16 protein-coding genes are annotated in these 17,959 nt (G+C 57.6%); 11 read left to right on the forward strand and 5 right to left on the reverse strand.

Features of this window, described 5'->3' with window-relative positions; translation table 11 throughout:
- Positions 1 to 101 precede the first annotated feature (101 nt).
- Complete coding sequence (locus JS46_RS06435) at positions 102 to 524, forward strand: secondary thiamine-phosphate synthase enzyme YjbQ (RefSeq protein ID WP_033749156.1); 423 nt, start codon at positions 102 to 104, stop codon at positions 522 to 524.
- Positions 521 to 856 carry an MmcQ/YjbR family DNA-binding protein gene (locus tag JS46_RS06440; protein WP_033749157.1) on the forward strand — a complete coding sequence of 112 codons (336 nt, stop codon included), beginning with the start codon at positions 521 to 523 and terminating at the stop codon, positions 854 to 856. The genes JS46_RS06435 and JS46_RS06440 overlap by 4 nt, the downstream gene beginning before the upstream one ends.
- 38 nt (positions 857 to 894) lie before the next feature.
- Here JS46_RS06440 and JS46_RS06445 read toward each other — a convergent pair whose 3' ends face one another.
- Both JS46_RS06445 and uvrA read right to left on the reverse strand, forming a co-directional pair.
- Complete coding sequence (locus JS46_RS06445; RefSeq protein WP_033749158.1) at positions 895 to 1,959, reverse strand: NAD(P)-dependent alcohol dehydrogenase; 1,065 nt, start codon at positions 1,957 to 1,959, stop codon at positions 895 to 897.
- Between the two features lie 275 nt (positions 1,960 to 2,234).
- Positions 2,235 to 5,072, reverse strand: a complete 2,838-nt coding sequence (uvrA, locus tag JS46_RS06450; protein WP_033749159.1) for an excinuclease ABC subunit UvrA — start codon at positions 5,070 to 5,072, stop codon at positions 2,235 to 2,237.
- A gap of 226 nt (positions 5,073 to 5,298) precedes the next feature.
- On the opposite strand from uvrA, the gene ssb1 reads away from it, so the two are divergent.
- The 3 genes from ssb1 (at position 5,299) to JS46_RS06465 (ending at position 7,935) form a co-directional block, all read left to right on the forward strand.
- Positions 5,299 to 5,853 carry a single-stranded DNA-binding protein SSB1 gene (ssb1, locus tag JS46_RS06455; protein ID WP_033749160.1) on the forward strand — a complete coding sequence of 185 codons (555 nt, stop codon included), beginning with the start codon at positions 5,299 to 5,301 and terminating at the stop codon, positions 5,851 to 5,853.
- Between the two features lie 214 nt (positions 5,854 to 6,067).
- Positions 6,068 to 6,895: an AraC family transcriptional regulator gene (locus JS46_RS06460; protein WP_033749620.1), complete on the forward strand. Its 828-nt coding sequence runs from the start codon at positions 6,068 to 6,070 to the stop codon at positions 6,893 to 6,895.
- Between the two features lie 80 nt (positions 6,896 to 6,975).
- A complete protein-coding gene (locus tag JS46_RS06465) occupies positions 6,976 to 7,935 on the forward strand; it encodes a DMT family transporter (protein ID WP_033749161.1) in 960 nt (319 codons plus the stop codon).
- Positions 7,936 to 8,859: 924 nt separating this feature from the next.
- Here the strand turns inward: JS46_RS06465 and JS46_RS06470 are convergent.
- A complete protein-coding gene (locus JS46_RS06470) occupies positions 8,860 to 9,255 on the reverse strand; it encodes a transposase (protein WP_033749162.1) in 396 nt (131 codons plus the stop codon).
- Between the two features lie 525 nt (positions 9,256 to 9,780).
- Here JS46_RS06470 and JS46_RS06475 point away from each other — a divergent pair.
- Together JS46_RS06475 and JS46_RS06480 are read left to right on the forward strand one after the other, a co-directional pair.
- Positions 9,781 to 11,037: a polysaccharide biosynthesis C-terminal domain-containing protein gene (locus JS46_RS06475; RefSeq protein WP_033749163.1), complete on the forward strand. Its 1,257-nt coding sequence runs from the start codon at positions 9,781 to 9,783 to the stop codon at positions 11,035 to 11,037.
- Between the two features lie 8 nt (positions 11,038 to 11,045).
- A complete protein-coding gene (locus JS46_RS06480; RefSeq protein WP_033749165.1) occupies positions 11,046 to 11,996 on the forward strand; it encodes an ATP-grasp fold amidoligase family protein in 951 nt (316 codons plus the stop codon).
- 236 nt (positions 11,997 to 12,232) lie between these two features.
- On the opposite strand, the gene JS46_RS06485 is transcribed toward JS46_RS06480, so the two are convergent.
- Together JS46_RS06485 and soxS are read right to left on the reverse strand one after the other, a co-directional pair.
- Positions 12,233 to 12,514, reverse strand: coding sequence for a YjcB family protein (locus tag JS46_RS06485; RefSeq protein ID WP_033749166.1), 282 nt, complete (start codon positions 12,512 to 12,514; stop codon positions 12,233 to 12,235).
- Positions 12,515 to 12,776: 262 nt separating this feature from the next.
- The gene (gene soxS / locus JS46_RS06490; protein WP_033749167.1) at positions 12,777 to 13,202 is read right to left on the reverse strand and encodes a superoxide response transcriptional regulator SoxS; all 426 of its coding nucleotides are present in this window, start codon (positions 13,200 to 13,202) and stop codon (positions 12,777 to 12,779) included.
- 83 nt (positions 13,203 to 13,285) lie between these two features.
- Between soxS and soxR the strand changes: the two genes are divergently transcribed.
- The 4 genes from soxR to JS46_RS06510 all read left to right on the forward strand — a co-directional run bounded on the left by soxR (position 13,286) and on the right by JS46_RS06510 (position 17,945).
- Positions 13,286 to 13,771, forward strand: a complete 486-nt coding sequence (soxR, locus tag JS46_RS06495) for a redox-sensitive transcriptional activator SoxR (RefSeq protein ID WP_033749168.1) — start codon at positions 13,286 to 13,288, stop codon at positions 13,769 to 13,771.
- A gap of 47 nt (positions 13,772 to 13,818) precedes the next feature.
- Entirely contained in the window at positions 13,819 to 14,484 is a 666-nt protein-coding gene (locus tag JS46_RS06500) for a glutathione S-transferase family protein (RefSeq protein WP_033749169.1), read from the forward strand.
- Positions 14,485 to 14,795: 311 nt separating this feature from the next.
- Positions 14,796 to 16,145: an NCS2 family permease gene (locus JS46_RS06505; protein ID WP_033749171.1), complete on the forward strand. Its 1,350-nt coding sequence runs from the start codon at positions 14,796 to 14,798 to the stop codon at positions 16,143 to 16,145.
- 150 nt (positions 16,146 to 16,295) lie between these two features.
- Positions 16,296 to 17,945 carry a Na+/H+ antiporter gene (locus JS46_RS06510; RefSeq protein ID WP_033749173.1) on the forward strand — a complete coding sequence of 550 codons (1,650 nt, stop codon included), beginning with the start codon at positions 16,296 to 16,298 and terminating at the stop codon, positions 17,943 to 17,945.
- Positions 17,946 to 17,959: the final 14 nt, after the last annotated feature.

Below are 17,959 nucleotides of genomic sequence, written 5' to 3' on the forward strand. Positions count from 1 at the left end.
ACAAACCGTCCGCTCAGGCTGACGGTTTTTTTTCGCCTTCAGGTTTACCTTTCCGCGACTTATTGCACACTTAAACGGTGTAACCAACTCAGGAACAAGGCATGTGGCATCAACAAACGCTCACGCTCGGTGAGAAATCACGCGGTTTTCATCTGGTCACTGACGAGATCGTCGGCCAAATTCCGGCGCTGGCTCAGGTGCAGACCGGCCTGCTGCATCTGCTGCTGCAGCACACTTCAGCGTCGCTGACGCTGAATGAAAACTGCGATCCCACGGTGCGCAGCGATATGGAAAACCATTTTATGCGTCAGGTTCCGGAAGCGGCGCCTTACCAGCACGACTATGAAGGCCGCGACGATATGCCGGCCCATATCAAATCCTCCACGCTGGGCGTATCGCTGTTGCTGCCGGTTCAGCGCGGCAGGCTGATGCTGGGCACCTGGCAGGGCATCTGGTTAGGGGAACACCGCATTCACGGCGGCGCGCGGCGCATTGTCGCCACTTTACAAGGGGAGTCGAAATGAATACGTCAGATCTGCTGACTTACTGCATGAGCAAACCGGACGCGGAGCAGAGCGTGCACAGCGACTGGAAAGCGACGCAAATTAAAAGCGGCGGCGTGCTGTTCGCCATGGTGCATGAGGTTGAGGGGCGTCCGGCGGTGTCGCTGAAAACGACGCCTGCGCTGGCGGACTTGCTGCGCGAGGAGCACAGCGACGTCTTTCCCAGCGAGCATCTTAATAAGACGCACTGGAGCACGCTGCTGCTGGACGGATCGCTGAAAGATTCGCAGATCTACTATCTGGTGGATGCCTCTTATCAGCAGGCTGGCGCGACCCGCGCGGCGGGCGTCTGAGAGAAGCGCGCAGCCTGAAGCCGCGCGCCGGGTGTTGCTTACGCCGCCGCTTCGTCGCGCAGCGTATTGATATCGATAACAAAGCGGTACTTCACGTCGCTTTTCAGCATACGCTCGTAGGCTTCGTTGATCTGATTCATCGCAATCAGTTCGATATCGGAAGTAATGCCGTGTTTGCCGCAGAAATCGAGCATCTCCTGCGTTTCGGCGATGCCGCCGATCAGCGAGCCGGCAATGCTGCGGCGTTTCATGATCAGGTTAAATACCTGCGGCGCCGGGTGATCGTGCTCCGGCGCGCCGACCAGCGTCATATTGCCGTCGCGCTTCAGCAGGGCGATAAACGGGTTGAGATCGTGCTGCGCCGCCACGGTATTCAGAATGAAATCGAAGCTGTTGGCGTGCTGCGCCATCTGATCCGCATCTTTAGAGATCACCACTTCATCCGCGCCCAGGCGCTTGCCGTCTTCAATTTTCGACGGCGAGGTGGTGAACAGCACCACATGCGCGCCCATCGCGTGCGCAATTTTCACGCCCATATGGCCCAGGCCGCCCAGGCCGACGATACCAACTTTTTTGCCCGGACCGACGTTCCAGTGGCGCAGCGGCGAATAGGTGGTGATGCCTGCGCACAGCAGCGGCGCGACGCCCGCCAGATCCAGATTTTCCGGCACGCGCAGCACGAAGTTCTCATCGACGACCACCGCCGTTGAGTAACCGCCGTAGGTGACGTCGCCGGTTTCCCGATCCTGGCCGTTATAGGTGCCGACGAAGCCGACTTCGCAATACTGCTCCAGCCCTTCCTGGCAGCTCGGACAGCTGCGGCAGGAGTCGACCATGCAGCCGACGCCAACCAGATCGCCGACTTTGTATTTGCTGGCGTGGTCGCCGACAGCGGTCACGCGGCCGACGATTTCATGTCCCGGCACGACCGGAAAAAGGGTGTTTTTCCACTCGTTGCGGGCCTGGTGCAGGTCAGAGTGACAAACGCCACAGAACAACACTTCAATCTGTACATCATGCGCGCGCAGCTCGCGCGGTTTGTAATCGAACGGCGCCAGCGGGGATTTCGCGTCCTGAGCAGCGTAGGCGTGCGTAATATTCATGGTGTCTCCAGCTTCGTTGTGTCGTGAATAGAGTCTTGAGTTCGGCGCGCAGGGCGCCGTGATAAGAGGGCGCAGCCAACAGAGCGCGCCAATGAGGAACGTTAAAAGGATAGTCACAGAAGGTCAGCGCGGCTATGCCTATACATGCCTGAATCTTGCCTGATTCTGTTTTTATCGGAGGAAATATGCAGTAAAAAAAGGCCCGCCTGCGGCGGGCCTGAGAGGACCTTTATGGACTAACGCGGCTGGCGCCAGCCGCTTGCAGGAAAGGAGCGCTAGGCGCTCTTTTTCGCCAGCAGAGGCTTCAGGAAGCGCGCGGTATGCGATTTCTCGCACTCCGCTACGGTTTCCGGCGTACCCGCGACGAGGATTTCACCGCCGCCGCTGCCGCCTTCCGGGCCAAGATCGACAATCCAGTCCGCCGTTTTGATCACGTCAAGGTTATGCTCAATCACCACGATGGTGTTGCCCTGATTGCGCAGCTGATGCAGCACCTCCAGCAACTGGGCGATATCGGCGAAGTGCAGGCCGGTGGTCGGCTCATCCAGAATATAGAGCGTCTGGCCGGTGCCGCGTTTCGACAGCTCGCGCGCCAGCTTGACGCGCTGCGCTTCGCCGCCGGAAAGGGTCGTCGCCGACTGGCCGAGACGAATATAGGAGAGGCCGACATCCATCAGGGTCTGCAGCTTGCGCGCCAGCGCCGGGACGGCGTCAAAGAACTCGCGCGCCTCTTCGATGGTCATCTCCAGCACTTCATGGATGCTCTTGCCTTTGTACTTAATCTCCAGCGTCTCGCGGTTATAGCGCTTACCTTTGCACTGGTCGCAGGGCACGTAGATATCGGGCAGGAAGTGCATTTCAACCTTCAGCACGCCGTCGCCCTGGCAGGCCTCGCAGCGGCCGCCGCGCACGTTAAAGCTGAAGCGGCCCGGATTGTAGCCGCGCGAACGCGCTTCCGGCACGCCTGCAAACAGCTCGCGCACTGGCGTAAAGATGCCGGTGTAGGTCGCCGGGTTGGAGCGCGGCGTGCGGCCGATTGGGCTCTGGTCGATATCGATCACTTTATCGAAGTGCTCAAGCCCGCTGATCTCGCGATAGGGCGCCGCTTCGCCGGTGGTCGCGCCGTTCAGATGACGCTGCGCGATCGGGAACAGCGTATCGTTAATCAGCGTCGATTTACCTGAGCCGGAGACGCCGGTGATACAGGTAAACAGGCCGACCGGCAGCGTCAGCGTCACGTCTTTCAGGTTGTTGCCGCGCGCGCCGCTGAGCTTCAGCGTTTTGGTGGGATCGCCTTTCACGCGCTCCTGCGGCACCGCGATCTCGCGCTTGCCGCTAAGGAACTGGCCGGTCAGCGACTCTTCCACCGCCATGATTTCGTGCACCGTGCCTTCCGCCACGATCTGGCCGCCGTGCACGCCGGCGCCCGGGCCGATATCGATCACGTGGTCCGCCGCGCGGATGGCGTCTTCATCATGCTCGACCACAATCACGGTATTGCCGAGATCGCGCAGGTGAATCAGGGTGCTGAGCAGGCGCTCGTTGTCGCGCTGATGCAGGCCGATTGACGGCTCATCCAGCACATACATCACGCCCACCAGTCCGGCGCCGATCTGGCTCGCCAGGCGGATACGCTGCGCTTCGCCGCCGGAGAGCGTCTCTGCGGAGCGCGACATCGACAGGTAGTTCAGGCCGACGTTCACCAGGAAGCTCAGACGGTCGCCAATCTCCTTCAGCACTTTCTCCGCGATTTTGGCGCGCTGGCCGCTCAGCTTGAGGTTGCGGAAGAAATCCATCGCATGGCCGATGCTCATATCGGAGATGGTCGGCAGATTGGTGTTCTCCACAAACACGTGGCGCGCTTCGCGACGCAGGCGGGTGCCTTCGCAGCTGGCGCAGGCGCGGTTGCTGATGAACTTCGCCAGATCCTCGCGCACCGCGGTGGATTCCGTCTCTTTATAGCGGCGCTCCATATTGTGCAGCACGCCTTCGAACGGATGACGACGCACCGAGGTGTCGCCGCGATCGTTGATGTACTTGAACTCAATATTCTCTTTGCCGGAACCGTAGAGAATGACCTGACGCGCTTTCTCGCTCAGGGTGTTGAACGGCGCTTCGACGTCAAAGTTGAGATGCTCGGCCAGCGAGCGCAGCATCTGGAAATAATAGAAGTTGCGGCGATCCCAGCCGCGAATCGCGCCGCCAGCCAGCGACAGCTCGCCGTTCTGCACCACGCGGTCAGGATCGAAATATTGCTGCACGCCCAGACCGTCGCAGGTCGGGCAGGCGCCAGCCGGGTTGTTGAACGAAAAGAGACGCGGCTCCAGTTCGCGCATGCTGTAGCCGCAGATCGGGCAGGCGAAATTGGCGGAGAAGAGCAGCTCTTCCGCGTCCGCGTCGTCCATATCGGCGACGATCGCCGTCCCGCCGGAGAGATCCAGCGCGGTTTCAAGGGACTCGGCGAGACGCGTCGCCAGATCCTCGCGCACCTTGAAGCGATCGATGACGACTTCGATGGTGTGCTTTTTCTGCAGCTCCAGCTTCGGCGGATCGGAGAGATCGCATACTTCGCCGTCGATACGCGCGCGGATGTAGCCCTGCGCCGCAAGGTTTTCCAGCGTTTTGGTGTGTTCGCCCTTGCGATCTTTCACCACCGGCGCCAGCAGCATCAGGCGTCGGCCCTCTTCCTGCGCCAGCACGTTGTCCACCATCTGGCTTACGGTCTGCGCCGCCAGCGGCACGTCATGATCCGGGCAGCGCGGCTCGCCTACGCGGGCGAACAGCAGACGCAGATAGTCGTGGATCTCGGTGATCGTGCCGACCGTAGAGCGCGGGTTGTGTGAAGTGGACTTCTGCTCGATAGAGATAGCGGGCGACAGACCTTCGATATGGTCGACGTCCGGCTTCTCCATCAGAGAAAGAAACTGACGCGCATAGGCAGAGAGCGACTCTACGTAGCGGCGCTGACCTTCCGCATAGAGCGTATCAAACGCCAGAGAGGACTTACCGGAGCCTGACAGGCCGGTGACCACTATGAGTTTGTCGCGAGGGATGATCAGGTTGATGTTTTTCAAATTATGGGTGCGGGCACCACGAACTTCGATCTTATCCATTCACCTTTCCCGGATTGAGCAGCACGCCCCGTGTCTTGCGGACACGATTAGCGTAAACAGGGTATTATGGCACAAAAAATAGACTGATTAAATATCCAGTATTTTTTGCTTTTTGGGTGTAAAATGAGCGCCTCTGCGAGGCGGCTCGAAAGTGGGAACGCTTAGCAGGACGTGGTAGAATTGATCGTTTAGACTCTTAAGTAACAACTCATCGGGAGAGAGCAACATGGCCAGTCGTGGCGTAAATAAAGTGATTCTTGTCGGGAATCTGGGTCAGGATCCGGAAGTGCGCTACATGCCGAATGGTGGCGCGGTTGCCAACATTACGCTGGCCACCTCGGAAAGCTGGCGTGACAAGCAGACCGGTGAAAACAAAGAGATCACCGAGTGGCACCGCGTCGTGCTGTTCGGCAAGCTGGCGGAAGTCGCCGGCGAATATCTGCGTAAAGGTTCGCAGGTCTATATCGAAGGCCAGCTGCGCACCCGCAAATGGCAGGACCAGGGCGGCCAGGATCGCTATACCACGGAAGTGGTGGTCAACGTCGGCGGCACCATGCAGATGCTGGGCGGCCGTCAGCAGGGCGGCGCCAGCGCAGGCGGCGCGCCGATGGGCGGCGGCCAGCAGAGCGGCGGCAACAACAACGGCTGGGGCCAGCCGCAGCAGCCGCAGGGTGGAAACCAGTTCAGCGGCGGCGCGCAGTCGCGTCCGCAGCCGCAGAGCGCCCCGGCGAGCAACAACAACGAACCGCCGATGGATTTCGACGACGATATCCCGTTCTGATTGTTGCGCCATCGCATCAGGATCTCAGGCCCCGTTTATGCGGGGCTTTTTTTCGTCTGGTGTTAATGAAATACGCCGCCTTGCGCCGCGTCAGCACGGCTTGTCAAAAATGCGCATTGCGCGCGCCGGCCGTCGCGAAAGCACAAAACTCTTTTGCAATTCGCCAGCTGTCGCTGGCATGCTGAAAGTCTGTCTGGTTAACGAGGAGATCGAGGTGGAGGGCGTTCCGGCTATTTTTCCCTGCGAAAAAGATCGCGCGCAGTTTCGCCAGTTTGCCGAGCTGCCAGGCGTAGAACTCTATCAGGCGCATATCACCCGCTATGCGTTTGAGCCGCATACGCATGAGGCTTTCGGCATCGGCACTATCGAATCGGGCGCGCAGCGATTTCGCTATCGCGGTGCGCAGTACACAGCGCCGACTCATTCGCTGGTCATGATGAATCCCGACGAGCTACACACCGGCGAGTCCGCCTGTGATGAGGGCTGGCGTTATCAGATGATCTATATCCAGCCAGATGAGATGGCGCAGCTTACCGGCGACCGCGGCTGGTGGTTCAGCGACGCGCTGCGCACCGACTCGCATCTGGCGCTGCCGCTATCGCAGGCGCTGTCGGCGCTGTGGCTGGCCGACAGCCCGCTGGCGCGGCAAAGCCTGATGGGCGAAGTGCTGGCGCAGCTAAGGCCGCTGGCGCGCATGGCACATAAAGGCAAAGAAGAGGGGCGTCACCGCTTCGACCAGGTGCGCGATTACCTGCGCGACAATCTGGCCGAGTCGGTGAGGCTGGAAGAGCTGGCTTCGCTGGCGGGGCTCTCGCCGTGGCATTTCCTGCGCGCCTTCCGCGCCCACTTTCACGTTACGCCGCATCAGATGCTGATGGCATATCGGCTATATGAAGCCAAGCTGCTGCTGGCGCGCGGGCTGTCGGCCGCCAGCGTGGCGGCGAGCGTCGGCCTGAGCGACCAGGCGCATCTCACCCGCGCTTTCGCCCAGCGTTACGGCATTACGCCGGTGCGCTATCAAAAACAGGTGCGCGGCGCTTAGGGCGAACCGCAATCTGCTACAAGATTTTTCCCTGCTTTTTCCGCCACACTTCCTTACGCACTTTAATAAAGGAAGAGATGATGTTAGCTGGCGTGTTTTTTGCCCTTGCCGCAGGGCTGATGTGGGGACTGATTTTCGTTGGGCCGCTGCTGGTGCCGGACTATCCTGGCGCGCTGCAGTCTGCCGGACGCTATGTCGCGTTCGGCCTGATCGCGCTGCCGCTCGCCTGGCTGGATCGCCGTCGCCTGCGTAAGCTGCTGCCGGCTGACTGGCGCGAGGCGCTAAAACTGTCGCTGGTGGGCAACCTTCTTTATTACACCTTTCTCGCCAGCGCGATTCAGCGCACCGGCGCGCCGGTATCCACCATGATTATCGGCACGCTGCCGGTGGTGATGGCGATTACCGCCAATCTCCTTTACGGCCATCTTGAAGGACGCCTGGCCTGGCGTCGGCTGACGCCTGCGCTGCTGGCGATCGGCGCCGGTCTGGCGTGCGTCAATATCGCCGAACTGCGCGGGCAGGAGGGCGAATGGGATGTAGCCCGCTACCTGAGCGGCATCGCGCTGGCGGTGCTGGCGGTCGCATGCTGGACCTGGTATCCGCTGCGCAACGCGCGCTGGCTGCGCACCCATCCGCAGCACAAGCCCGCCACCTGGGCGACGGCGCAGGGGATCGTGACGCTGCCGCTGGCGCTGGTGATGTATGCGCTGGTGGGGGCTCAACTGGCGTGGCAGCAGCCGAACTTCGCGCTGCCGTTTGGCCCGCAACCGCAGCTGTTTCTGCCGCTGATGCTGATGATTGGCCTGCTCTGCTCCTGGCTCGGCACCCTGTGCTGGAATGCCGCCAGCCAGCGACTGCCGACGGTTTTTATGGGACCGCTTATCGTATTCGAAACGCTGTCCGGCCTGCTGTGGACTTTTCTGTGGCGACAAAGCTGGCCGCCGCTGCTGACGCTGGCCGGTATTCTCTGCCTGATCTTCGGCGTGCTCTGGGCGATGCGCATCAAGCCTGAGCCGCTGCTGACCTCGATTGAGCATTAATTCCTCCGGCCAGCACCTTATTTAACAGGCGCTGACCCGCTGATTTCACACCGTTTTAAGAATAATACGCAGAGCGGAGCGGCAAAATTTGCCGCTCTTTTGCTATTAAATCGCTAAGGGCGGGGTGAGAAGCGTAATAAAAAGCGATCGCGATCGCATTTTTTCCTCGCTTTAAACAGCGCTTAACCTCAATCGCAGGCCGTAATTACCTCTTCAGACGGCTCATATTCCATCCCAGACAGGCATTAAGACCTGAGCAATGGCGATCAATTCGCCATTTTGCTGCATATTTATCGTCTGCCGGTGCGTTTTTATTGGCATTTGGCCCTGAGAATAGCGTCTGATAAACCACCTTTTTTTCCAGAAAGGAGCTGGCTATTAAGAATAATTCCCAATGAGAAAATTTACGAAACTTTAGCTTCGGCGATCTTTATGCTGAATAATCTTATATGAGTTAGCACCCGAATATGAAAAGCGATAAGCATTGATAAACCATTCAGCCAGGAAAATTCCTGGCATTTTTTTACCGCTCCGGTTATTTGAAGTTGATTAAATATTCTCCACTGGATGCAAACTTAGTGCCAGGCTATGTTGAAGTAAAAATGGCTTCTCTTAGAAAAGCTGTTCAGCGCAGCTTAATGGAAGGAGAGAGTTTTAGCGCCGTGCATTAACATGCCTGATGTAAAGCAGAAAGCACCAATCTCATCGAAATGAGATTGGGCAAGAGGAGAAGTAGCGAGAAATGCGAGACTTTTGCTGGTGCTTATCAATATTACCGCAAAAAATGAAAATCGATCCGGCTGCAAACCCATCAGGAATGCATGGAACGAAAATTAAAGCCACGAATGGTATCTTAAAGTGTCATCATCTCTTCTGGTAAGAACAATCTCAGCGCTAAGTCAGTTTAGGGCAGTATTATTGGTTTTATCGATTTTCCGAGCCTGACGGATAGTGATAAACGCTGCGGCTAATATCGAGCAGGCGGCAGCTGCGGCGCGTGCCGATGTCGAACGTGCTCTGCAGGAAGTTGACCGCCTGACGCTTCTCGTTGGTAGTAAAGAAGTTCTTCAATACGCTTTGCAGCATCTCCTTATCTGAGTTGAGCGTTTGCAGCTCACGGGTAAGTGTTTGTAGTTTATCTTCTAACTCCTTGATTCTTCTTCCTTCCTCTGAAGAGAGGCCGGAGAACTTCTTCTTCCAGCTATAGAAGGTGGCCTCAGAGATCCCCAGCTCGTCACAAATCTCCCTGACTTTAACCCCTGATTCAGAAGCTTTAATGGCATTTGTGATTTGCTCTTCGCTATATCGTGACTTTCTCATAAATGCTCTTACCTTTCTTATCGATTAATGGATGAGATGTACTGTATTAATATCTGGCACTGTAAATAAACTATTAATGCAGTATTAAAGTGCGCGATTAGAATTGCGTGGGTTAAATTAAGATATTTAGAATAAATATCATCATGGGATAAATCTTATTTTATTCTTATCGGATGGGCGCACCTTCCTGGCCAGGGATTTTTGTTATAGATTCTTCCCATCCCAAATACGAAAAATTTCTACGTACATTTGATATTTAGCATAACGTGCTTGCTAAATTCGCAGGGAAATGGCTTGCGAATGGGTTCTGTTTTCATCGTGAAATCGATTCCAGATTTGCCATTCTGAGCCAAATTTAATCAGAATTATCCTGAAAATATTCACCGAATCGTGTTCTGATTCTCATTTTTCGGACCAGCCTGGTTTGAAATCTTTAAATAACGCCAGGCCCACTGAGCGCTTGTTAATTCGTTACAGGGACGTTGTACCGAAGCGGTTGAAGTAAGTAATGCAAAGGATGAGTCAATGAAATTAAGCGTAATGTCTAATGCCGCCTGGATGATGTCTGAGAAGATCGTCTCGGTTTTTGGCGTCATATTTGTGACCTCCTACGTGGCGAAATCATTCGGGCCAACCGTATTTGGCCAGATGGCGTTTTCTACCTCTTTATTTTCAATGGTCCAGACCGTCGCCATCTTCGGTACCGAAACTATCTTGTTTAAGCGGATCAGCAAAAGCGCGCCGAAAGGGCTGCGCCTGATGAATGTGGCGCGCACGCTGCGCATGATTTTACTGCTGGTCACCGCAGCGCCGGTGCTGGCTTGGGTGTGGTTCACCATGCCGCAAAACTTTCTGGCGTTCACGCTGGCGTCGTTCGTCGCCTCGGTATTCGTGACGCAGGACACCTTCAGCGTTTACAACAACGCGCGCCTCGCCTCCCGGCTCAATACCGTTGCGAACTCGCTCGGCATGCTGCTGAGCTTTACCATCAGCTTCGTCATCGCCTGGCTGCGCCTGAATCCGGCATGGCTGACGCTCTCTATCGTGGCCGTGACGCTGGTGCCTTACGTTATCAAGCGATACAACTTTTACCGCGAAACGCAGGATATTGCTCCGCCGCAGGAGAAACGTAGCGCCTATCTGCGCTATTTGATGTACGCCGGTCTGCCGCTGGCGATCTCCAGCATTTTTATTTCAGTGCAGGTTAAAGCTGCGCAGATGTTTTTAGCCGGCATCGCGTCGGCAAGCGATCTCGGGCTGTTTGCGGCGGCCAACACTATCGCGGCTTCGTGGATTTTCATCCCCGTGGCGCTCATAACTTCATGCTTCACTGAAATCTTCAGGGAACGCGGCGAAGTGGCTATTAAGCTGGCAGCGCGGCTTAACGGCTATGTCATGGGAGTTTCACTGATGATGTTGCTGGTCATCGCGCTGTTCGGCGAGAAAATCATCATCGCTTTGTACGGTTCAGAATACACACAGTCAGGAAGTCTCATTACGTTGTTGTCAATGGCGACCTGTTTCTCCGCTATGGGCACCGTAGCCTACCGCTACATGGTGAAAGAGGGTGGTTTCAACTATCTGTTGAAGAAAATCATCTGCCTGATGGTCATCAGCCTGCCGCTTTCATGGTGGCTGATCCAGGGCTACGGCATTATGGGCGCCGCATGGAGCGTCTTCGTGTCGGAACTCTTGTCCCTTACCGTAATGAATTACTTCTTCAAAAACGGCGTCATTCAAAGAATTCAGGTTTCCTCACTCAACTACAAAACCTACAAATGAGGTCAGATATGTTTAAGTTGAAAGATGAACTCAGAAGAAGTGTGCAGTACTTCATTAAGAAGATGCCCTGGGCATACCAGGACCGCATTTACTACTTCCACAAGTTCAAAAAATTGCCCAATTTGCGTCAACCCAAGGTCTTCAACGAAAAGGTGCTGTACCGCAAGTTCGTCTATGGCGACTACCAGATTTACGGCCGCCTTTCGGATAAGTATTCGGTGCGCGACTATATCGCCGAGAAGATTGGCAACGAATACCTGATTCCGCTGGTGCATGAGTCGACCGATCCGGCATCGTTGAACAGTCTGCAATGCTGGAAGGGCACGGTGATCAAGCCGAACCACGCTTCCAACATGGTAGAGATCCTGCTGGAAGAGCCGGACGCGCTGCGCAAGCAGCAGATTATCAACAGCTGCTATAAGTGGCTGAAGACCGACTTTGCCAACGAGGCGCGCGAGATCCACTATCGCTATATCAAGCCGCGTATTCTGGTTGAAAAGTATATTGGCGACGGCAAAACGGCACCGATCGATTACAAGTTTCATATGTTCAACAAGCGCGACGGCCGCTTTGAATATGTGCTGCAGGTGATCTACAACCGCTGTCAGCCGCAGCTGTCGATGAACTTTTACGTCAATAATCTGACCGAAGCGTTCCACAAGATTCGCGATACCGGCCTCGATGTGACGAAAATCGCCGATTCGCTGCAGCACGCGCTCGATCTGAGCAAGAAGCTGGCGAGCGATTTCGACTATGTGCGCGTGGACTGGTATATCCATGAAGGCCGCATCTATTTCGGCGAGCTGACCTTTACGCCGGGCGCAGGTCTGGTGACAGGGCTGGATCGCGGACTTAACCAGATGATGGGAGATATGTGGATTCAGGATCGCCGCGGCACGCAGATACCGGGCGTTTCGGTGCAGGACGTGAATATCCCTGCGCTGTTGAAGAAAGTTTGAGTCACACAGCAAAATAAAAAACCCCGCTATGCGGGGTTTTTTATTGGCTTTAAGCAATGTGCTAGCGCGGCAGGCATGGCCCGATCGCAAAGTCGCTTAACGCATCCATGCTCGCTCGGTCCGCGCCGTCCCTGGCGCGAGACGCTTTGCTCTTCGGGCCATGCCTGCCACTTTCAGCTACGTAAACCGCCTGTAATAAAAAACCCCGCTATGCGGGGTTTTTTATTGGCTAACGATTAAGGCATCGGCCAGTCAGGCGGGGTCTGGCTCATCACCTGAATAAAGGTATCTTTGGTCACCAGCATAAAGTGATGCACGTTTTCCATGCTCAGCGAGATGCCCAGCAGCCCCATCACGAACCAGCAGGTCATCCCGAGACCGACGCCGCCGCACATAAACGCCATCACGTGATGGCTGCTCTGACGGAATTTAATTTTAAGGGTGCTGGCAAAAAACATCATGATTGCGCTGAGCAGTTCCCAACGCATGACAATCAAGCTGGTGGTTATGGTCGCCATCGACTTAAGCCTCTGAATCTAAGTGATTATCCCTGACGGTTACCGGACATCACTGGCGACGAAAAGCGTGGTCAGGGAAAGGCTTTTCGCCGTCATAAAGGGTGTAATATGTGAGCTGGGTCACATTATATCACTGGATTTGATTTTTTGAACAAAATTTGTACCTGGTATGGTAGAAATTTTTTTATCGAAATGTTGTTCAGAAAATCAGGGCATTAGGCGAGGAAAGCGGGAAGGTGCGCCCGTAAAGGGCGCCTGAGGCTTAGCGAACTGGACAACATTCCCCGGTGGTGCGCTGGGTATAGCTTGCCGCAGGTTCGCTACAGTCGAAGCTCAGCATACGTGGACGCTGAATCGCCTGGCGACGCATAAAGTGGCGATAGGCGGTCGGCGTCTGCGAAAACTGACGGCGGAAGACGCGGGAAAAAGTCTGCTGCGAGTCATAGCCGTACTGCATCGCGATATCAAATACCGGACGCTGCGTCTGGCGCAGCGCTTCCGCCGCCAGCGTCAGGCGACGTTCGCGAATGTAGCCGCCTAGCGTCTGTTTCGTCACGGTGCGGAACATACGCTGCAGGTGCCATTTTGAATAGCCGGATCTGGCCGCCACTTCATCGATTGAGAGCGTCTTATCCAGGTTTTGGTCGATCCAGCGCGTCAGGGAGTGAATGATCTCTTCTTGCATCATAATCTCGTCCTTTAGTCCTGAGGGATTCGTTATTTGACGGAGGCGAGTATAATTCCTCAAGTTAACTTGAGGTAAAGAGCCAGATGAAAAAAGATCGCAACTACCCAAAACCGGTTTTGACGCCGGGCGAAGTCGCGCGCCGCAGCGGCGTAGCGGTCTCCGCGCTGCACTTTTATGAAAGCAAAGGACTCATCTCCAGCACGCGCAACGGCGGCAATCAGCGCCGCTACAGCCGTGACGTGCTGCGGCGCGTCGCCATTATCAAAATCGCCCAGCGCATCGGCATCCCGCTCGCCACCGTCAGTGACAGCCTGATGCATATTCCCGCCAACAAGCGCATGTCGACCCATGAATGGGACGCCCTGACGCAGCACTGGCGCGAGGAGCTGGATAAGCGCATCGAAACCCTGACGCGCCTGCGCAACGACCTCGACGGCTGCATCGGCTGCGGCTGCCTGTCGATGCGCGACTGTCCGCTGCGCAACCCCGGCGACCGGCTGGCGCAGCAGGGTTCCGGCGCGGTGCTGCTCGATCCCGAACAGGACGATAAAGGCGAGCCGCCGCGCTAAAGAGGATGAGCGCTATACTTGCCTGAGGTCCATAACAGGAATTCACTATGATTACCGTCCACCATCTCGAGCAGTCGCGCTCACATCGCGTGCTGTGGCTGCTGGAAGAGCTGGAAGTGCCTTACCAAATCAAACGCTATCAGCGCGAGGCGTCGATGCTGGCGCCGGACGCGCTGAAAAAGGTTCATCCGCTCGGCAAGTCGCCGGTGATTACCGACGGTAATCAGGTGGTAGCAGAATCGGGCGCCATTCTTTCTTATCTGGAAGGCAAATATGACAGCGAACAGCGCTTAACCTCTCTCGACGAGCAGGCGCGTCTGCAGGCGAACTACTGGCTGCACTACGCCGAAGGGTCGCTGATGCCGCTGCTGGTGATGAAGCTGGTCTTTGGCCGCCTCGGCAAGGCGCCGGTGCCCTGGCTGCTGCGTCCGGCGGGCGCGGCGCTGGGCAAGGGCATGCAAAAGGCCTGGCTTGATAAGCAGCTGGTGCCGCATCGCCAGATGATCGAGCAGCATCTGGCCGCTCAGCCCTGGTTCGCGGGCAAGCGCTTCAGCATTGCCGATATCCAGATGAGTTTTCCTCTGCTGGCGCTGCAGTCGCGCGGCGGCCTGGAGGATATGCCCGCTACGGCGGCGTGGCTGAATACCGTGCAGCAGCGCGCCGCCTGGCAGCGCGCCATTCAGCAGGGCGGCGAGGTGATGCCAGGCGGCTAAGCGACGAAAAAAGGCCGCGGCATCAGCAAGTAACGCGGCGACGGCCCTGGCGCCGACGCCGCACAAGCCTTCAGCAACTCTCTTACACACTCTTCTTTATCCTGAATTAAGGCGAGGAAGCAGTTGAAAATCTGCTGCCAAACGCCGGATAATCCCTTGCCTTTTATCTGTCCGCATAGCGGAGAGTTATCCGCCGCGAAGTAAACGTTTGCCTGTCGTCTGGCGCGCCATTGCGCCGGGTCGATAACCAGGGATTTTGCAGGCAGCGACGCAGGGCGTTTCACACAACAAAAAATTCTTGAGGCTCAACTATGTCATACGAATCACGCTCGTCCGCTGGCAAGCTGGACGCCTGGTTCTCTGTTTCTGCACGCGGCAGCAGCGTCCGGCAGGAAATTCTGGCGGGACTGACCACCTTCCTGGCGATGGTCTACTCGGTGATTGTGGTGCCCGGCATGCTGGGTAAAGCGGGCTTTTCGCCCACGGCAGTCTTCGTCGCCACCTGTCTGGTCGCCAGCGTCGGCTCTATCGTGATGGGACTATGGGCCAACCTGCCGATGGCCATCGGCTGCGCCATCTCGCTCACCGCCTTTACCGCCTTTAGCCTGGTGCTCGGCCAGCATATCAGCGTGCCGGTAGCGCTCGGCGCGGTATTTCTGATGGGGCTGCTGTTCACCGTTATCTCCGTAACCGGCATCCGCGCCTGGATCTTGCGTAATCTGCCGATGGGCGTAGCGCACGGCACCGGCGTGGGCATCGGCCTGTTTCTGCTGCTGATCGCCGCCGACGGTATCGGGCTGGTGGTGAAGAACCCCGCGGCCGGCATGCCGGTGGCGCTGGGCCACTTCACCTCGTTTCCGGTGATGATGTCGCTGCTGGGACTGGCGGCGATCGTCGGGCTGGAGAAGCGCCGGGTGCCGGGCGGCATTCTGCTCACCATTATCGCCATCTCGATTCTCGGGCTGATCTTCGATCCGGCAGTGAAGTTTCAGGGACTGTTCGCCTTGCCCAGCCTGCGCGACAGCCAGGGCGAATCACTGCTGTTCAGCCTCGACATTATGGGCGCGCTACAGCCAGTGGTGCTGCCGAGCGTGCTGGCGCTGGTGATGACGGCGGTGTTCGACGCCACCGGCACCATCCGCGCGGTGGCGGGGCAGGCGAACCTGCTGGACGAGAAGGGCCAGATCATCAACGGCGGACGCGCCCTGACCACCGATTCGGTCAGCAGCCTGTTCGCCGGCCTGGTCGGCGCGTCGCCTGCGGCGGTTTATATCGAATCCGCAGCCGGCACGGCGGCGGGCGGCAAGACCGGCCTGACGGCGATTGTGGTCGGACTGCTGTTCCTGGCGATTCTGTTTATGTCGCCGCTCGCCTATCTGGTACCCGCCTACGCCACCGCGCCCGCGCTGATGTATGTCGGCCTGCTGATGCTGAGCAACGTAGCGAAAATCGACTTCGGCGACTTCGTCGATGCGATGTCCGGCCTGGTGACCGCGGTCTTTATCGTGCTGACCTGCAATATCGTCACCGGCATTATGCTCGGTTTCGCCACGCTGGTGGTGGGTCGCCTGTTTGCCGGCGAGTGGCGCAGGCTGAACGTCGGCACGGTGGTGATAGCGGCCGCGCTGGTGATTTTTTACGCTGGCGGCTGGGCGATCTAGCTGTAAAACCGGGCGAGCACCGTCTCGCCCGGCATGTTCTCCTGATTTTTCGCCGCGCCGCACGCGTGACTTGTCATTCTCTGCGCACTTTGCTTTACACTTTAGCGCTCACAACATTTTTTCTGACTTTACGATTCGCCTAAGGAAAGCATGGAAATCTTCTTCACTATTCTCATTATGACGCTGGTGGTGTCGCTCTCCGGGGTGGCCGCTCGCATCTTGCCGTTCCAGATCCCGTTGCCGCTGGTGCAGATCCTCGCCGGCGCGCTGCTCGCCTGGCCGACCTTCGGCCTGCATGTCGATTTCGACCCGGAACTCTTCCTGGTGCTGTTTATTCCGCCGCTGCTGTTTGCCGACGGCTGGAAGACGCCGATCAGCGAGTTCCTGCACCATGGCCGGGAAATTATCGGCCTGGCGCTGGTGCTGGTGCTGATTACCGTGGTCGGCATCGGCTACCTCATCTACTGGATGGTGCCGGGTATTCCGCTGATCCCCGCCTTCGCGCTGGCGGCGGTGCTGTCGCCGACGGACGCCGTGGCGCTCTCCGGCATCGTCGGCGAGGGACGCATTCCGAAGAAAATCATGTCGATCGTGCAGGGCGAGGCGCTGATGAACGACGCCTCCGGCCTGGTCTCGCTGAAGTTCGCCGTTGCGGTGGCGATGGGCACCATGGTGTTTACCTGGGGCGGCGCCAGCGTCGAGTTCCTTAAGGTCGCGATCGGCGGCCTGATTGCGGGCGTGGCGGTCTGCTGGCTCTATGGTAAATCGCTGCGTCTGCTGAGCCGCTGGAGCGGCGACGATCCGGCGACGCAAACCGTACTGCTGCTGCTGCTGCCGTTCGCCTCCTACCTGATTGCCGAACATCTCGGCGTCTCCGGCATTCTGGCGGCGGTTGCGGCGGGCATGACCATTACCCGCTCCGGCATTATCCGCCAGGCGCCGCTGGCGATGCGCCTGCGCGCCAACAGCGTCTGGCAGATGCTGGAGTTCGTCTTCAACGGCATGGTGTTCCTGATGCTCGGCCTGCAGTTGCCGGACATTATCGGCACCTCGATTGACGCCGCCAACGCCGATCCCAACGTCGAGCTCTGGATGCTGTTTACCGACATTATCCTGGTCTACGCCGCACTGATGGTGGTGCGCTTCGGCTGGCTCTGGATTATGCAGCGTCTCAGCAAGCGCGTGCTGAAGAAGAAGCCGATGGAGTTCGCCAACTACTCGCTGCGCGAGTTGCTGATTGCCACCTTTGCCGGCGTGCGCGGCGCCATTACCCTGGCGGGCGTGCTCTCTATCCCGCTGTTCCTGACCTCCGGCGAGCCGTTTCCGGCGCGCTATGAGCTGGTCTTTATCGCGACCGGCGTGATCCTGTTTTCGCTGCTGGTAGGCGTGGTGCTGTTGCCGCTGCTGCTGCGCGGCGTGGACGGCATCGATAAAGCCGGACACCGCCGCGAGCTGCAAAACGCCCGCGCGGTGATGGCGAGCGTGGCGATCGAAAGCCTGCATAAAATGGAAGAGCGGCTGGAGAACAGCAGCGAAGAGAATATCGATCCTGAGCTGCTCAAAGAGGTCAGCCTGCGCGTTATCGGCAATCTGCGTCGCCGCGCCGACGGCAAAAGCGATCTGGAACAGGCGCTGTTCGCCGAGAATCTGGAGCGTCGCTTCCGCCTGACCGCGCTACGCGCCGAGCGCGCCGAAGTCTATCACCTGCGCGCGACCCAGCAGATTTCCGATGAGAGCATGCAGCGGCTGCTGCGCGATCTCGACCTGCTGGAAGCGCTGCTGATCGAGAAAGAAGAGTAAGCCGCGCGCCGCGC

This window comes from Pantoea sp. NGS-ED-1003, from assembly GCF_000738765.1.
GTDB classification, from domain to species: domain Bacteria; phylum Pseudomonadota; class Gammaproteobacteria; order Enterobacterales; family Enterobacteriaceae; genus Pantoea; species Pantoea septica.